14 protein-coding genes and 2 tRNA genes are annotated in these 15,653 nt (G+C 72.5%); 8 read left to right on the top strand and 8 right to left on the bottom strand.

The annotated features are described in order from the left end of the window. Nucleotides 1-100: 100 nt before the first annotated feature. Both GWJ10_RS09885 and GWJ10_RS09880 read left to right on the top strand, forming a co-directional pair. A tRNA-Gln gene (locus tag GWJ10_RS09885) sits at nucleotides 101-172 on the top strand. 100 nt (nucleotides 173-272) lie between these two features. Beyond that, nucleotides 273-345, top strand: a tRNA-Glu gene (locus GWJ10_RS09880). Nucleotides 346-532: 187 nt separating this feature from the next. Here GWJ10_RS09880 and GWJ10_RS19605 read toward each other — a convergent pair. From GWJ10_RS19605 to GWJ10_RS09865, 3 genes are all read right to left on the bottom strand, one after another. Beyond that, complete coding sequence (locus GWJ10_RS19605; protein WP_241005739.1) at nucleotides 533-1,495, bottom strand: PH domain-containing protein; 963 nt, start codon at nucleotides 1,493-1,495, stop codon at nucleotides 533-535. 2 nt (nucleotides 1,496-1,497) lie between these two features. After that, the gene (locus GWJ10_RS09870; protein WP_163187158.1) at nucleotides 1,498-1,665 is read right to left on the bottom strand and encodes a hypothetical protein; all 168 of its coding nucleotides are present in this window, start codon (nucleotides 1,663-1,665) and stop codon (nucleotides 1,498-1,500) included. Between the two features lie 176 nt (nucleotides 1,666-1,841). Then, on the bottom strand, nucleotides 1,842-2,561 hold the full coding sequence (locus GWJ10_RS09865) for an IclR family transcriptional regulator (protein ID WP_034654517.1): 720 nt from the start codon (nucleotides 2,559-2,561) through the stop codon (nucleotides 1,842-1,844). 161 nt (nucleotides 2,562-2,722) lie between these two features. Between GWJ10_RS09865 and leuC the strand changes: the two genes are divergently transcribed. Both leuC and leuD read left to right on the top strand, forming a co-directional pair. Continuing rightward, nucleotides 2,723-4,204, top strand: a complete 1,482-nt coding sequence (gene leuC, locus GWJ10_RS09860; protein ID WP_061266852.1) for a 3-isopropylmalate dehydratase large subunit — start codon at nucleotides 2,723-2,725, stop codon at nucleotides 4,202-4,204. A 57-nt stretch (nucleotides 4,205-4,261) separates the two neighbouring features. Next, entirely contained in the window at nucleotides 4,262-4,900 is a 639-nt protein-coding gene (gene leuD / locus GWJ10_RS09855; RefSeq protein ID WP_034654518.1) for a 3-isopropylmalate dehydratase small subunit, read from the top strand. A 196-nt stretch (nucleotides 4,901-5,096) separates the two neighbouring features. On the opposite strand, the gene GWJ10_RS09850 is transcribed toward leuD, so the two are convergent. The 3 genes from GWJ10_RS09850 to GWJ10_RS09840 form a co-directional block, all read right to left on the bottom strand. Further along, on the bottom strand, nucleotides 5,097-6,008 hold the full coding sequence (locus GWJ10_RS09850) for an LLM class flavin-dependent oxidoreductase (protein WP_241005738.1): 912 nt from the start codon (nucleotides 6,006-6,008) through the stop codon (nucleotides 5,097-5,099). 108 nt (nucleotides 6,009-6,116) lie between these two features. Beyond that, the gene (locus tag GWJ10_RS09845; RefSeq protein ID WP_163187156.1) at nucleotides 6,117-7,424 is read right to left on the bottom strand and encodes a hemolysin family protein; all 1,308 of its coding nucleotides are present in this window, start codon (nucleotides 7,422-7,424) and stop codon (nucleotides 6,117-6,119) included. 36 nt (nucleotides 7,425-7,460) lie between these two features. Continuing rightward, complete coding sequence (locus tag GWJ10_RS09840) at nucleotides 7,461-8,447, bottom strand: DUF808 domain-containing protein (RefSeq protein ID WP_163187154.1); 987 nt, start codon at nucleotides 8,445-8,447, stop codon at nucleotides 7,461-7,463. Between the two features lie 261 nt (nucleotides 8,448-8,708). Here GWJ10_RS09840 and lpdA point away from each other — a divergent pair, with 261 nt between their 5' ends. Continuing rightward, nucleotides 8,709-10,115 carry a dihydrolipoyl dehydrogenase gene (gene lpdA, locus GWJ10_RS09835; RefSeq protein ID WP_034654525.1) on the top strand — a complete coding sequence of 469 codons (1,407 nt, stop codon included), beginning with the start codon at nucleotides 8,709-8,711 and terminating at the stop codon, nucleotides 10,113-10,115. Nucleotides 10,116-10,276: 161 nt separating this feature from the next. Here lpdA and GWJ10_RS09830 read toward each other — a convergent pair whose 3' ends face one another. Further along, nucleotides 10,277-10,720 carry a MarR family winged helix-turn-helix transcriptional regulator gene (locus GWJ10_RS09830; protein ID WP_163187152.1) on the bottom strand — a complete coding sequence of 148 codons (444 nt, stop codon included), beginning with the start codon at nucleotides 10,718-10,720 and terminating at the stop codon, nucleotides 10,277-10,279. Beyond that, complete coding sequence (locus GWJ10_RS09825) at nucleotides 10,717-11,661, bottom strand: alpha/beta fold hydrolase (RefSeq protein WP_163187150.1); 945 nt, start codon at nucleotides 11,659-11,661, stop codon at nucleotides 10,717-10,719. Before GWJ10_RS09825 ends, GWJ10_RS09830 begins: the two co-directional genes overlap by 4 nt. A 237-nt stretch (nucleotides 11,662-11,898) precedes the next feature. On the opposite strand from GWJ10_RS09825, the gene GWJ10_RS09820 reads away from it, so the two are divergent. The 3 genes from GWJ10_RS09820 (at nucleotide 11,899) to murA (ending at nucleotide 15,612) form a co-directional block, all read left to right on the top strand. Next, nucleotides 11,899-12,789, top strand: coding sequence for an SDR family oxidoreductase (locus GWJ10_RS09820; RefSeq protein ID WP_163187148.1), 891 nt, complete (start codon nucleotides 11,899-11,901; stop codon nucleotides 12,787-12,789). 114 nt (nucleotides 12,790-12,903) lie between these two features. Then, a complete protein-coding gene (locus GWJ10_RS09815) occupies nucleotides 12,904-13,944 on the top strand; it encodes an adenosine deaminase (RefSeq protein ID WP_043654883.1) in 1,041 nt (346 codons plus the stop codon). Nucleotides 13,945-14,295: 351 nt separating this feature from the next. Continuing rightward, nucleotides 14,296-15,612 carry a UDP-N-acetylglucosamine 1-carboxyvinyltransferase gene (gene murA, locus GWJ10_RS09810; protein WP_021481138.1) on the top strand — a complete coding sequence of 439 codons (1,317 nt, stop codon included), beginning with the start codon at nucleotides 14,296-14,298 and terminating at the stop codon, nucleotides 15,610-15,612. Nucleotides 15,613-15,653 lie beyond the last annotated feature (41 nt).

Raw genomic sequence — 15,653 nt, 5'->3', positions numbered from 1 at the left:
CCGGTAATGTTCTCGGCCGGTGGGACCTCCACGGGAGGGAGCTAGGGGACGGGTCTATGACTCGTCGTCACGGCTTCCCGACGCGGATCGGTTACCCCCTTGGGGTATGGTGTAATTGGCAGCACGAGTGATTCTGGTTCACTTAGTCTAGGTTCGAGTCCTGGTACCCCAGCGAAGAGCTCCGGCTCTGGATCGAGCGGTCAAGACCGCGAGAAACATGAGGTAGAGTTCTCACCGGAGAAACGGACCGGAAACGGTACGAAGCTCCACAGGCCCCCATCGTCTAGCGGCCTAGGACGTCGCCCTCTCACGGCGGTAACACGGGTTCAAATCCCGTTGGGGGTACAGAAGAAGGCCCGGTCACCATCACGGTGACCGGGCCTTCGTCGTTTCTTCCGTGCGCCCGTTGGCCGCTCGTCGATCGATGGCGGGCCTGGCCGGTGTTGAGTGTGACGCACGTCGCGTGGCGTGCGAGACCCCGCGGAGGTCGACCTCGGGGCCTTTGCTACCGGGTGGTGGGTGGTGCGGCCGGTCAGGGCGCGCCGTCGCGCCCGGGGCCGGGCTCGTACGGCTTCGGGATGGGCGTCGACGACGGCCGCGGGGGCGTGACCGGCACGTACGTCGCGCGGTGCTCGCCGGAGACCGTCCAGCCCTGCTCGTCCTCGCCGGGCCCCGCCGGCGGGCCGTCGGGACGCGCGGCGTCCCGCGCCGCGTGAGCGTCGCCGGTCACGGGGATCGGCTGGGTGGGCCCGCTCGACGCGCCGGCGGACCGGCCGGGCACGACGACGACCCGCGGGTCCGACGGGAGCGGTGCCGGGGGAGGCGGGGTCGTGGCGGCCGGGCTGCGTCCGTCCCACGCGGGCGCGGGCTCGACCGGAAGCGGCTCGGCAGGCTGCGGCGGGCGCGGCGCGGGCGGCGGCACGGTCGCGGGCAGCGCACCCCCCGTCGTCGCGGCGGCCCCGCCCGGGCCGGCCGGCGCTCCGCCCGGGCGGACGCCCGGGATGAACAGCGTGTCGCACAGCAGGCGGTAGGTCCGATCCGGGTGCGCGACCCAGTCGATCTGGCGCAGCGCCTGGTCCTGCCCGGCGGACTCGAGCAGGAACTGGCCGTAGCCCAGCACGCGCCCGACGAGCGAGCGCCCGTAGTTCATGTCCGTCACCTTGGTCAGCGGCATCATCGCCACCTTGTGCGTGATGAGGCCGTAGAGCAGGAGCAGGCGCTTGTCCGTGGCGACGAACCACTCGTTGCGCCACTCGAAGACCTTCCACACCAGGCGGGCGGCGAGGATCAGCCACAGCCACCACAGCACGAGCACGCCGTCGCCGACCGCGGGGCCGGCCTGCACCACGAGCCAGGCGATCGCGACCGCCCCCGCGACGGTGGTCGCGACGGGCTCGAGGAGCATCCCCCAGTGGTGGCGCGTCGCGATGACGACCCGCTCGCCGTTGAGCACGTAGCGGTCCAGGATCCTGCTGCGAGGTCCGCCGCGGGCCACGGTCAGTCCAGGAGCGAGCTGAAGAACTGGCCGATCGAGCGGAACGCCCCGACGATCACGTCCCAGATGCCCTCGACGATGTCGGCCGCGCGGTCCGGGCTCGTGACGATCGCGTACACGGCGAAGATCACGAGGACCCAGATCAGGGCGGCCTTCAGCTTCGGGTGCATCGGAACTCCTCGTGTCTCGGGATCGGACGGTCAGCGGTCGCCCCCGCGACCGCTGCGCTGTCCGGGCGTCGGGCACGCACAGCATGGCAGCAGCCGGGGACATTTTGACAGGGCGCGTCCCGTTTGCGGCCCGCGGCACGCCGACGCCGGCCCGGTGCGGGCCGGCGTCGCCGTCCTCACTCGCCGGCGCGGCGCAGCACCTCGGTGAGGCGGTTCGCGGCGGCGACGACCGAGCCGGAGTGCAGCCGCCCGGGCTGACGGCTCAGGCGCTCGACCGGGCCCGAGATGGAGACGGCGGCCACGACCCGGCCCGACGGGCCGCGCACGGGCGCGGAGACCGACGCGACGCCGAGCTCGCGCTCGGAGACGGACTGGGCCCACCCGCGGCGTCGGACGCCGGAGAGGATCGTGGCGGTGAAGACGGCCTCGCGCAGCCCGCGGTGCAGCCGGTCCGGCTCCTCCCACGCGAGGAGGACCTGGGCGGCGGAGCCCGCGTTCATGGTGAGCGTCGCGCCGACGGGGATCGAGTCGCGCAGGCCGACGGGGCGCTCGGCGGCCGCGACGCAGATGCGGTGGTCGCCCTGGCGGCGGTAGAGCTGGGCGCTCTCGCCCGTGTGGTCGCGCAGCGCGGTCAGCACGGGGTTCGCGGCGGCGAGCAGGCGGTCCTCGCCGGCCGCCGTCGCGAGCTCGTTGAGCCGGGGGCCGAGGACGAACCGGCCCTGCATGTCGCGCGCGACCATGCGGTGGTGCTCGAGGGCGACGGCGAGGCGGTGCGCCGTCGGGCGGGCCAGGCCCGTGGCCGTGACGAGCTGGGCGAGGGTGGCAGGTCCGGACTCCAGGGCGCCCAGGACGGAGGCCGCCTTGTCCAGCACTCCGACTCCGCTAGTATTGTCCATAGGTCGATATTGACGTCTCACGCACTGAGATGCAAGTCCGGCACGGATGTTCCACCCGCTGGACGTCTTCCCCGGCAGGATGCCGGACGGCGGACCATCGACCCAGGCGGCTCTCCGTACCCCCCAGGAGGACCGTGACAGACGACGAGGAGATGAGCTACATGGCCGGCACGCTGGCGGAGAAGGTCTGGGACGCGCACCTGGTGCGACGAGGCGCCGACGGGTCGCCCGACCTCCTCTACATCGACCTCCACCTCGTGCACGAGGTCACCAGCCCCCAGGCGTTCGAGGGGCTGCGCCTCGCGGGCCGCCCGGTCCGCCGCCCCGACCTCACCATCGCGACCGAGGACCACAACACCCCGACGCTCGACATCGACCTGCCGATCGCGGACCTCACGAGCCGCACGCAGATCGACACGCTGCGCAACAACGCGCGCGAGTTCGGCGTCCGCATCCACTCGCTCGGCGACGCCGACCAGGGGATCGTGCACCAGGTCGGGCCGCAGCTCGGGCTCACCATGCCCGGCCTGACGGTCGTGTGCGGCGACTCGCACACCTCGACGCACGGCGCGTTCGGTGCGCTCGCGTTCGGCATCGGCACGTCCGAGGTCGAGCACGTGCTCGCCACGCAGACGCTCCCGCTCGCCCCGTTCAAGACCATGGCGATCAACGTCGACGGCGAGCTGCCGCCCGGCGCCACGAGCAAGGACATCATCCTCGCGATCATCGCCAAGATCGGGACCGGCGGCGGCCAGGGCTACGTCCTGGAGTACCGCGGCGAGGCCATCCGCAAGCTCTCCATGGAGGCGCGGATGACGATCTGCAACATGTCGATCGAGGCGGGCGCGCGCGCCGGCATGATCGCCCCGGACGACACGACGTTCGAGTACCTCAAGGGCCGCCCGCACGCGCCCGAGGGCGCGGACTGGGACGCGGCCGTCGAGTACTGGCGCACGCTGCGCTCCGACGACGACGCCGTGTTCGACACCGAGGTCACGCTCCGCGCGTCCGACCTCGAGCCCTTCGTCACGTGGGGCACCAACCCCGGCCAGGGCCTGCCCATCTCCGCGACCGTGCCCGTCCCCGAGCAGATCGCGGACGAGAACGAGCGCGTCGCCGCCGAGCGTGCGATCGAGTACATGGGCCTCACGCCCGGCCAGCCGCTGCGCGAGATCCCCGTCGACACCGTGTTCATCGGGTCGTGCACCAACGGCCGCATCGAGGACCTGCGCTCGGTCGCAAAGGTCGTGCAGGGCAAGAAGAAGGCCGACGGCGTCCGGGTTCTCGTCGTCCCGGCGTCCGCGCGCGTGCGCCTCCAGGCCGAGGCCGAGGGTCTCGACCAGATCTTCCTCGACTTCGGCGCGGAGTGGCGCAACGCCGGCTGCTCGATGTGCCTCGGCATGAACCCCGACCAGCTCCAGCCGGGCGAGCGCGCCGCCTCGACGTCGAACCGCAACTTCGAGGGGCGCCAGGGCAAGGGCGGCCGCACCCACCTCGTGTCGCCGCTCGTGGCCGCGGCCACGGCGCTGCGGGGCACGCTCTCCTCGCTGAGCGACCTCGACCTGCCCGAGGGCACCGACATCACGTCGTTCGACGGCACGCCGCTCGCGCCGCTCGACCCGCGCGTCCTCGTGCAGGTCTGAGCCACCCGCGCCGCGCTGCCCCACCCGTCGCCCCGAAGACCCGAAGAGGTTCCTGCCATGGAGAAGTTCACGACCCACACCGGCGTCGGCGTCCCGCTGCGCCGCAGCAACGTCGACACCGACCAGATCATCCCCGCCGTCTACCTCAAGCGCGTGACGCGCACCGGGTTCGAGGACGCGCTGTTCGCCGCCTGGCGCGGCGACCCCACGTTCGTCCTCAACCAGGACGCCTACCGTGCGGGCTCCGTGCTCGTCGCCGGACCCGACTTCGGTACCGGCTCGTCGCGCGAGCACGCCGTCTGGGCGCTCAAGGACTACGGCTTCCGCGTCGTCCTCGCGTCGCGCTTCGCCGACATCTTCCGCGGCAACTCCGGCAAGCAGGGCCTCGTCGCGGGCATCGTCGCGCAGGAGGACGTCGAGCTGCTCTGGAAGATCCTCGAGACCAACCCGGGCACCGAGGTGACGGTCGACCTCGTCGCCCGCACCGCGTCGGCGCTCGACGTCACCGTGCCGTTCCAGATCGACGACTACACGCGCTGGCGTCTCATGGAGGGCCTCGACGACATCGGCCTCACGCTCCAGCACGAGGACGAGATCTCCGCGTTCGAGGCGACGCGCGCGTCGTGGCGCCCGAAGACGCTGCCGGCGAAGACGCTGCCCAAGGTCGAGATCGAGGCGGCGCGGCCCGTCGGCTAACGGTTCTGCGACGCGGGGCCGGGGGCGGGCTCTGGGGTGGTGACGACGGGTCTACCATCCGCAGGGCTCGTCCCTCGCCCTGCTCCCGCCAGGCCCGCCACGACCCGTCGTCACCACCCCAGAGCCCGCCCGTGATCGTGTCGCCGACACGTCGCGCGGCCGAGCCCGTGCGTGCGTCGCCTCGCCCCGTCCCTGCTCAGGGACGGGGCGGGCCCGCATGGATCGCGGCGAGCAGCGACTCCGGGGTCGCGGTCTCGGGGTTCCAGCGGGACTCGACCCACCAGGTCGCTCCGGCGTCGGCGAGGCCGGCGAGCTGCTCGGCCGCCGCGGAGCGGTCCGCCGGGAGCTCGCCCTGGACGACGACGTCGAACGGCCGGGCCGCGTCGAGGCCCAGCTCGACGCGACGCGTGGTGAGCCAGCCGACGAGGGCGGAGACGTCGTCGGGCGTGGGCACGTCGAAGCCGCGGTCGCCGCGGAGCTGGAGCACGATCCCGTCGGCCCGCAGGGTGCGGTCGAGCGAGCGCACCGGCGGGCGCTCGGCGTCCCACACGCCGACCGGCCAGACCGGCACGTGGTGGCCGACGACGGCGCGCTCGACCGGGCGCGGCAGGAACTGCATCTCCCCGGTCCGCACGTGGGTTCCCTCGAACGTGAACCGCTCGCCGGTCCACGCGCGGTCGAGGTAGGCGAGCGCGTCGTCGAGCAGCTCGGCGCGCTCGCGCAGCGACTGCTGCTGGCCCGGCACGGCGGAGAAGCCGCCGTCGTCGAGCACGCCCACGCCGACCGGCAGCACGAGGCGACCGCCCGACAGGTGGTCGACGGTCAGCGCCTGGCGCACGACCTCCCACGGCTTGCGGCGGGGGAGCGCGAAGACCATCGCGCCCAGCGTGATCCGCTCGGTCCGGACCGCCGCCGCGGCGAGCACCGCCCACGGGTCGAACGTGTCGACCGGCATCGACAGCAGGCTCAGCCCGTCCCACGAGAAGAACCCGTCCCAGCCGGCGTCCTCCGCCCCGACCGCCATCTCCAGCACCTGGGCGGCGGAGCCGAAGCTCCCGACCACCCCGACCTTGATCCCCGACCGTGTCTCCGTCGTCGCTGCGCTCATCCACCCGACGCTACGCGGCCCCACCCACACCGCTGAGTGCAGGAAAAAGTCGCGTCCGAGGTGCCGGGACGCGACTGTTTCCCGCACTCAGCGTCGTGCGCTCAGCGGTCAGGGGAGCGGGACGACGTCCACGCGCACGATGCGCCGCCGCGCGACGTCGGTCACCGTGAGCCGGTAGCCGTCCGCGTCGACGTGGTCGCCCACGACGGCGAGGCGCCCGAGCTCCGCCAGGACGAAGCCGGCGACGGTCTCGTACGGGCCGTCGGGCAGCTCGACGCCCGTGCGGCGCGCGAACTCCTCGATCGTCTGTCCGGCGTCGACGCTCGTCGTCGCGCCGTGCTCGCGCGCGGGCGACGGCTCGTCGGCGTCGTACTCGTCGCGGATGTCGCCCACGAGCTCCTCGACGAGGTCCTCGAGCGTGACGATCCCGTCGGTGCCGCCGTACTCGTCGACGACGACCGCGATGTGCACGCCCTCGCGCCGCATCTGCGACATCGCGGGCAGCACGGTGTTCGTCGCGGGCAGCGCGAGGATGGGCCGCACGACGTCGCGCACGGTGAGGGCGCGCCCCGTCGTCGGGTCCGTCGGCGGGTGGTCGGGGCAGTCCCGGCCGAGCAGGTCGCGCACGTGGAGGAAGCCGACGACGTCGTCGAAGTCGTCGCCCGTCACCGGGTAGCGCGAGTACGGGCCCGCCGCGACCGTCTCTGCGGCGTCCGCGAGGGGGGTGTCGGCCGCGAGGAACGCGACCTCGCCGCGCGGCGTCATCGCCTCGGCGAGCGAACGGTCGCCCGCCGCGAACACGTCGTCGAGGATGCGGCGCTCGTCCTCGGGCAGCGACTCGTGCGCGAGCACGATCTCGCGCAGCTCCTCCTCGCTCATCTCCTCGCTGCGCGCCGTGGGGTCGCCGCCGAGCAGCCGCACGACGCCGTCGGTCGAGCGCGACAGCAGCCAGATGACGGGCCGCATGAGTGTCGCGAAGCGGTCCAGGGGAGGGGCGACGACGAGCGCGACGCCCGCCGAGCGCTGGAGCGCGATGCGCTTGGGCACGAGCTCGCCGAGCACCAGGGAGAGGTAGGCGATGACGAGCGTGAGCCCCACGAGCGCGACGGTGTCCGCGAGCCCGCTCGACAGCCCCAGGTCCTCGAGTGCGGGCGCGAGGTCCGGCGCGAGCGTCGACGCGCCGTACGCGGCCGAGAAGAAGCCCGCCACGGTCACGCCGATCTGCACGGCGGCGAGGAAGCGGTTGGGGTCACGCGCGACCGCCGCGACCCGTGCGCCGCGCGCCGACTGCTTCTCGATGCGAGCGACCTGGCTCTCGCGCAGCGAGACGAGCGCGATCTCGGTCCCGGCGAACACGCCGCCGACGAGGATGAAGAGCAGGACGAGGCCGATGCTGGTCCAGGTGCCGGAGTCCATGCCTCATCCAACCAGGCGGCTCGGCCCGGAGCGGGATCAGCCGGCGGTCGGGGCCGGGCCGTCCGGCGTCGTCGGCTCCGTCGCGGCGGGCTCGCCATGCTTGCGGCGCGGGATCAGGTGCGTCACGAGGACCACGACGCCGCCGACCACGATCCCGACGACGGCGGAGCACGCCGTGTTGACGAGCCAGCCGAGGAACCCGCCCACGCCCGCGACGCCGGTCACCGCGTGCTCGAGGTGGTGCACGACGTCGTACGGGCCGTGCCAGCCGAGGTCGTACGTGCCCTGGAGCAGGATGTGCCCGCCCACCCAGAGCATCGCGACGATCCCGACGATCGAGATGACGGACATGACCTTCGGCATCGCGCCCACGAGCCCGCGCCCGAACGACTGGACCCACGGCGTGTCGCGCTTCGCGAGGTGCAGGCCGATGTCGTCCATCTTCACGATGAGCGCCACGACCCCGTAGACGAGGACCGTGATGAGGATCGCCACGATCACGAGGATGATCAGACGCGACCAGAAGTTCTCCGAGGCGACCTCGTTGAGCGCGATGACCATGATCTCCGCGCTGAGGATGAAGTCGGTGCGGACCGCGCTCGACACCACCGAGTCCTCGTCCACCGCCTTCTTCTCGGTCTTCGTCTCGACCTCGGCATGGTGCCGGCCCGAGACGAGCTCCCACAGCTTCTCCGCGCCCTCGAACGCGAGGTACGTGCCGCCGAGCATGAGCAGCGGCGTGAGCAGGAAGGGCAGGAACTGGCTCAGCAGCAGGATCGCCGGGAGGATGAAGAGCAGCTTGTTGCGCAGCGACCCCGTCGCGATGCGCTTGATGACGGGCAGCTCGCGCTTGGCTGCCAGACCCTCGACGTAGCGGGGCGTGACGGCGGTGTCGTCGATGACGACGCCCGTCGCCTTCGCGCTCGCACGCCCGGCGGCCGCGCCGACGTCGTCGATCGAGGCGGCCGCGAGCTTGGCGAACGCCGCGATGTCGTCCAGGAGGGCAGCGAGTCCGAAGGCCATGGGTGGGTGCTCCGTGCGCCGGCCCGTGTCGCCGCGCACGGGCCCGCTGGTCGAGTGGACGCGGCCGCAGCATCGTAGCGACTCCGCCCCCACCACGCGTCGCAGGACCGCACCCGCCGGCGCCGGGGCGCCGAGCACGGGACCGGCGACCGGATCGAGGCGATTCCGGTCGCCCACCCCGTGCTCGGGGCCCCGGCGGTGTGGCGGACGTCGCGCACGCGGGCGCGCCACGGCCGATGCTGCGCCAGTAGGCTTGAGGCCATGGCATCCCACTACGACGTCGTCGTCCTCGGTGCAGGTCCCGGTGGTTACGTGGCCGCGATCCGTGCAGCCCAGCTGGGTCTGTCGGTCGCGGTCGTGGAGGAGAAGTACTGGGGTGGGGTGTGCCTCAACGTGGGCTGCATCCCGTCCAAGGCGCTCCTGCGCAACGCCGAGCTCGCGCACATCTTCCAGCACGACGCGAAGACCTTCGGCATCTCCGGAGAGGTCAGCTTCGACTTCGGCGCGGCGTTCGACCGCTCGCGCACCGTCGCGGAGGGGCGCGTCAAGGGCGTGCACTTCCTCATGAAGAAGAACAAGATCACCGAGTACGACGGCCGCGGCACGTTCCGCGACGCGCACACGCTCGACGTGAAGCTCGCCGACGGCTCGACCGACCAGGTGACGTTCGACAACGTCATCATCGCGACCGGCTCGAAGGTGCGCCTGCTCCCGGGCGTCGAGCTGTCCGAGAACGTCGTCACGTACGAGAAGCAGATCCTCACGCGCGACCTGCCGCGCTCCATCGCCATCGTCGGCGCGGGCGCGATCGGCATGGAGTTCGCCTACGTCCTCAAGAACTACGGCGTGGACGTGACGATCATCGAGTTCCTCGACCGCGCGCTGCCCAACGAGGACGCCGACGTGTCGAAGGAGATCGCCAAGCAGTACAAGAAGCTCGGCGTCAACCTGCTCACCTCGACCGCCGTCCAGACGGTCAAGGACAACGGCGCCGACGGCGTCACCGTCAGCTACAAGGGCGTCAAGGACGACAAGCCGGGCGAGCTCGTCGTCGACAAGGTCCTCATGGCCGTCGGCTTCGCGCCCAACGTCGAGGGCTTCGGCCTGGAGAACACCGGCGTCCAGCTCACCGAGCGCGGCGCCATCGCGATCGACGACGTCATGCGCACCAACGTCGAGCACATCTACGCCATCGGCGACGTCACCGCCAAGCTCATGCTCGCGCACGTCGCGGAGGCGCAGGGCGTCGTCGCGGCCGAGACCATCGGCGGCGCCGAGACGCTCACGCTCGGCGACTACCGCATGATGCCGCGCGCGACGTTCTGCCAGCCGCAGGTCGCGAGCTTCGGCCTCACCGAGCAGCAGGCGCGCGACGAGGGCTACCAGGTCAAGGTCGCGACCTTCCCGTTCATGGCGAACGGCAAGGCGCACGGCCTCGGCGACCCGGTCGGCTTCGTCAAGCTCATCTCCGACGAGACCTACGGCGAGCTCCTCGGCGGCCACCTCATCGGCCCCGACGTCTCCGAGATGCTGCCCGAGCTCACGCTCGCGCAGAAGTGGGACCTCACGGTCAACGAGGTGGCGCGCAACGTGCACACCCACCCGACGCTGTCCGAGGCCGTCCAGGAGTCGATCCACGGCCTCGCGGGGCACATGATCAACTTCTGACCCGTCAGACGCGGTCGCCCGCGCGGGCGACCACCCGAGCCGAGGCCCGGACCTGCTTGTTCCAGGTCCGGGCCTCGTGCTGTCCGGTGCCCGTGCGCACGCCGGGGGACGACGTGCCCTCGCGCGCCCTCGGAGCGGAGGCAGACGATCCGCCGGTGCAGCTAGGCGAGCGTCCGCGTCACGTGCTCGAGCCAGCGGGCGACGGTGACCAGCTCGTCGGGGGTGAAGCCCTCGGTGAGGCGGTCGTTCAGCTCGGCGAGCGCGGCGCGCACGTCGTCGAGCGCCGCGGTGCCGGTGGGCGTGAGGTCCAGGCGGACGGTGCGGCGGTCGTCGGGGTCGGGGCGACGGCGCACGAGGTCCGCGCGCTCCATGCGGGCGAGCAGGCCGCTGGTGCCGGCGGGAGAGGCCTGCAGCGCGGCCGTCACCTCGCCGATCGTCGCGCCGGGGTGGGCGGCGAGGTGCAGCAGCACGCCGGCGGCGGCGGCCCCGAGCCCCGGGCCGCCGTCCCCGGTCGTGCGCGTGCTGCCGCGGCGCGCGATCCAGCGCCGCATCTGGCGCTCCGCCGCGGTGGTGAGGAACACCAGCCGCGGCGGGCTGCCGGTCATCGTCGCGGCTTCCTGGCGGGGAAGTGGACGTTCCCGTCCTGCTGGGACGGGGCGGCCGCGGCGCGGGCGTCGAGCCAGGCGAGGAGCTCGGGCCAGAGCGTGTCGCGCAGGCCGCGGCGGAAGAAGCCCAGGTGGCCGATCGCCTCCACGCCGCCGTCGGCGGGGCTCCAGGTGCGGCGCTCGACGTGGGCGGCCGTGAGGCGGTCGGTGATCGCGTCGATCTGCGCGGGGGTGGCCCACGGGTCGTCGGTGAACCCGACGGCGAGGACGTCGCCCGTGACGCGTGCGGCGTCCGCGGCGGCGCGCATGGTCGGGTCGTCGAAGAAGTAGCCCGGCATGGTCGACCAGCGGCTCCACTCGAGCATCGCGGCGGTGGGCATGTCCTCCCCGAGGCTCAGACGACGGCCGGGGACGTGGCCGAGCGCCCGGGCCGTCGCGGGGCCGAGCGCCCGCAGGATCAGTCGGACGCGCGCTCGCTCGGCGCGGTCGGGGATCGCGGACGTCGCGGCGACGTGGGACGCGACCGTGACGAACCCGGCCAGGCCCCGTGAGCCCTTGCCGAGCGCGAGCGCGTGCCCGCCGATGCTGTGCCCGACGGCGAGCTGGGGCACGTCGCCGAACCGCGGGCGGGCCCACGCGGCGACCGCGGGGACGTCGTCGGCCATCCAGTCGCGCATGCGCAGGCCGCGGTGGTCGCGGGGGCTGCCGGACCGGCCCGTGCCGCGGTAGTCGTAGGTGACGACGACGTACCCGTGGGCGGCGAGGAACTCCGCGAACCCCGTGTACAGGCGCTCGGGGACCGCCGTCGCGGGGTGGATCACCACGACACCGCGGGGGGACTCCTCGGCGGGCTTGCGCACCGTGCCGACGACCCAGCCGCCCGCCGGGATCTGGATCCGCAGCTCGTCGGAGCCCACCGTCGCCGGGCTGTCGTTTCGCATGCGAAGTACCTTAGCGGGCTCCGTGGGTGAGGTCGTGCGTGCGCTGACGCGGCGCGAGCGAGAGGTGCACGAGCAGCTCGCGGCCGGGCTCTGCAGGCCGTCGGGCTCGCGTACCGCGTGGGTCCGGTCTCGGCGGACCAGGGCGCTCGTCGTCGGCGCACGGGGCGGGCGCGCTGCGAGCGCGCGCGGACGCCCCCATGCTGGACGTTCCGCCGAACGACGACAGGGGAGTTGCTCATGTCCGACCAGACCACGCCGCAGGACCCCACGACGCAGCAGCCGCAGCCGGAGCAGCCCGCGGACCAGCTCCAGCCGCCGGGACGCACGGGCGACATGTCGCAGGAGCCGGACCACGGGGAGACCACCTACCGGGGGTCGAGCCGGCTCGACGGGAAGCGGGCGCTGATCACCGGCGGCGACTCGGGCATCGGCCGGGCGGTCGCGATCGCGTTCGCGCGCGAGGGCGCGGACGTCGCGATCTCGTACCTCCCGGAAGAGGAGGAGGACGCCCGCACGACGGCCCGGTGGATCGAGGACGCGGGCCGCACGGCCGTGCTGCTGCCGGGCGACATCCGCGACGAGGCGTTCTGCCGGCAGCTCGTCGCGGACGCCGTCGCGGGCCTCGGCGGGCTCGACGTGCTGGTGAACAACGCCGCGTACCAGATGGCGCAGGACGACGGGCTGCGGGGGATCACGACCGAGCAGCTCGACCGGGTCCTCAAGACGAACGTCTACGCGCTGTTCTGGATCACGCAGGCGGCGCTCGACCACCTGCCCAGCGGCGGCGCGATCATCAACACGACCTCCGTCCAGGCGTTCGACCCGAGCCCTCCGCTGCTCGACTACGCCAGCACCAAGGCGGCGATCCTCAACTTCACCAAGGGGCTGGCGCAGCAGCTCGCGCCCGAGGGCATCCGCGTCAACGCCGTGGCGCCCGGGCCGATCTGGACGCCGCTCATCCCGGCCACGATGCCGGAGGAGAAGGTCGAGCAGTTCGGTGCCGACACGCCGCTCGGCCGCGCCGGGCAGCCGGCCGAGCTCGCGCCGGCGTACGTGTTCTTCGCCTCGCAGGAGTCGAGCTACATCACCGGTGACCGCATCGGCGTGACCGGAGGTCGGCTGCTCTGACGGGTTCTCCCGTCCCCCGGCGCGCACGAGGCGGCGGCCACCCACCCGGGTGCGCCGCCGTCGTCGTGCACGGGAGAAGATGGTCCCGGGGGACACCGACCGAGAAGGAGACCCATGCCCGCGCCCACGACGCCCACCCGCGAGTTCGTCACCGGCCTGCCGAAGGCCGAGCTGCACCTGCACCTGGAGGGCACGCTCGAGCCCGACCTCAAGCTGCGCCTCGCGCAGCGCAACGGCATCGACATCGGCCAGTCGACGGTCGAGGAGGTGCGCGCGACGTACGCGTTCGACTCCCTGACGAGCTTCCTCGCCGTGTACTACCCGGCGATGGAGGTGCTGCAGACCGCGGACGACTTCTACGAGCTCGCCGACGCCTACCTCGCTCGCGCGGCGGCGGACGGCGTGAAGCACGCCGAGATGTTCTTCGACCCGCAGGCGCACACGTCGCGCGGCGTGCCGTTCGAGGCGGTCGTGACCGGGTACCACCGCGCCGCGGCCGAGGCGCCGAGCAAGCACGGCATCGACGCGCACCTCATCCTGTGCTTCCTGCGCGACCACTCCGCGCAGAGCGCGGCCGAGACGCTCGAGGCGTCGGTGCCGTTCCGCGACAAGATCCTGGGCGTCGGGCTCGACTCCGACGAGCGCGACAACCCGCCGCAGAAGTTCGCGGACGTGTTCGCGCGCGCCCGCGAGCTCGGGTACCGGCTGACGATGCACTGCGACATCGACCAGGTCGGCAGCATCGACAACATCCGGACCGTGCTCGACGAGATCGGCGTGGACCGGGTGGACCACGGCACGAACGTCGTGGAGGACCCGGCGCTCGTCGACGTCGTGCGCGAGCGCGGGCTGGGCCTCACGACGTGCCCGATCTCGAACTCGTTCGTCACCGACGACATGAAGGCGACCGAGATCGCCGGCCTGCTGCGCTCGGGCGTGCGCGTCACCGTGAACTCCGACGACCCGGCGTACTTCGGCGGCTACGTCGCGGAGAACTACGTCGCGCTCGCGGAGGCGGCGGGCCTCACGACGCAGGAGGTCGTGCAGCTCGCGAGGAACTCGTTCGAGGCGTCGTGGCTCGGCGACTCGCAGCGCGCGGCCTACCTCGCCGAGATCGACCGGTACGTCGCGGCGTTCGACGCGACCGCCGTCTGACCCGGCTACGCACCCCGCCGAGGTAGAGCCCCGGTCCGCCGAGGTAGAGGCGTGGTCGTGACCACGGCTCTACCTCGCGGGACCGGGGCTCTACCTCGCGCGATCGAGGCTCTGTCTCGCGGTTCTGGGCGCTCGTCCCGCGCGGACGTACCGGGGAGTAACGTGTCGGGGACGGCCGCCGCCGTCCGTTCGGCGGCGAGCACCCCCGCAGGGGGTGAATAATCTCCGGGTGCCGCACGTTGGCACGCACGGGACCCGCGCGCGCGGAACGGCCGTCCGCGGCCCCGCACGCGGGCCCCTGCCCGCAGGGGCACCACGACCACCGGCTTGGCGAGAGGGCGACCAGAGCTCATGAAGGATGTGCTGTACGTCGACGGCGGGACCCCGCTGGACGGGACGATCACCGTGCGCGGCGCGAAGAACTTCGTGTCGAAGGCGATGGTGGCGTCGTTGCTGGGGGAGTCGCCGAGCGTGCTGCGCAACGTGCCGCAGATCCGCGACGTCGGCGTCGTGACGGGGCTGCTGGAGCTGCACGGCGTCACCGTGAAGTCCGACCCGGACGCAGGGATCCTCGACCTGGACCCGTCGAACGTCGAGTCGGCGCACGTCGCGGACATCGACGCGCACGCGGGCTCGAGCCGCATCCCCATCCTGTTCTGCGGCCCGCTGCTGCACCGTCTCGGTGAGGCGTTCATCCCGGACCTGGGCGGCTGCCGGATCGGCGACCGGCCGATCAACTACCACCTGGACATCCTGCGCCAGTTCGGCGCGGTGGTGGACAAGCGGGAGAACGGCATCCACATCCGTGCCCCGCGTCGCCTCCAGGGCACGAAGATCGCGCTGCCGTACCCGTCGGTGGGCGCGACCGAGCAGCTCCTGCTGACGGCCGTGCGCGCCGAGGGCATCACGGAGCTCGCGAACGCCGCGATCGAGCCCGAGATCATGGACCTCATCGCGGTGCTCCAGAAGATGGGCGCGATCATCTCGGTCGACACCGACCGCGTGATCCGCATCGAGGGCGTCGACCGCCTCGACGGCTACACGCACACCGCGCTCGGTGACCGCATCGAGGCGGCCTCGTGGGCGTCGGCCGCGCTGGCGACGGGCGGCGACATCACCGTCAAGGGCGCGACGCAGCCCGAGATGATGATGTTCCTCAACACCTTCCGCAAGGTCGGCGGCCGGTTCGACGTCCAGGACGACGGCATCCGGTTCTGGCACCCGGGCGGCGACCTGTCGCCGATCGTGCTCGAGACGGACGTGCACCCGGGCTTCATGACGGACTGGCAGCAGCCGCTCGTCGTGGCCCTCACCCAGGCCAAGGGCCTGTCGATCGTGCACGAGACGGTGTACGAGAACCGCTTCGGCTTCACCGACGCGCTGCGCGGCATGGGTGCGACCATCCAGGTCTACAAGGAGTGCCTGGGCGGGCGCGACTGCCGGTTCGGGCAGCGCAACTTCCACCACTCCGCGGTCATCTCGGGCCCGACGCCGCTCACCGCGGCCGACATCGAGGTGCCCGACCTGCGCGGCGGCTTCTCCCACCTCATCGCCGCGCTCGCCGCGAAGGGCACGTCGACCGTGCGCGGCATCAGCCTCATCGACCGCGGCTACGAGAACTTCCAGGACAAGCTGGTCGCGCTCGGCGCGGACGTTCGCCGGGACTGAGCCGTCCACGGGTGCCCGGGGCACCCACCTCATGACGACTG

It is taken from the genome of Cellulosimicrobium sp. SL-1 (assembly GCF_011033075.1).
Classification (GTDB): domain Bacteria; phylum Actinomycetota; class Actinomycetes; order Actinomycetales; family Cellulomonadaceae; genus Cellulosimicrobium; species Cellulosimicrobium funkei.
This window is presented reverse-complemented; position numbering and strand designations above follow the sequence as displayed.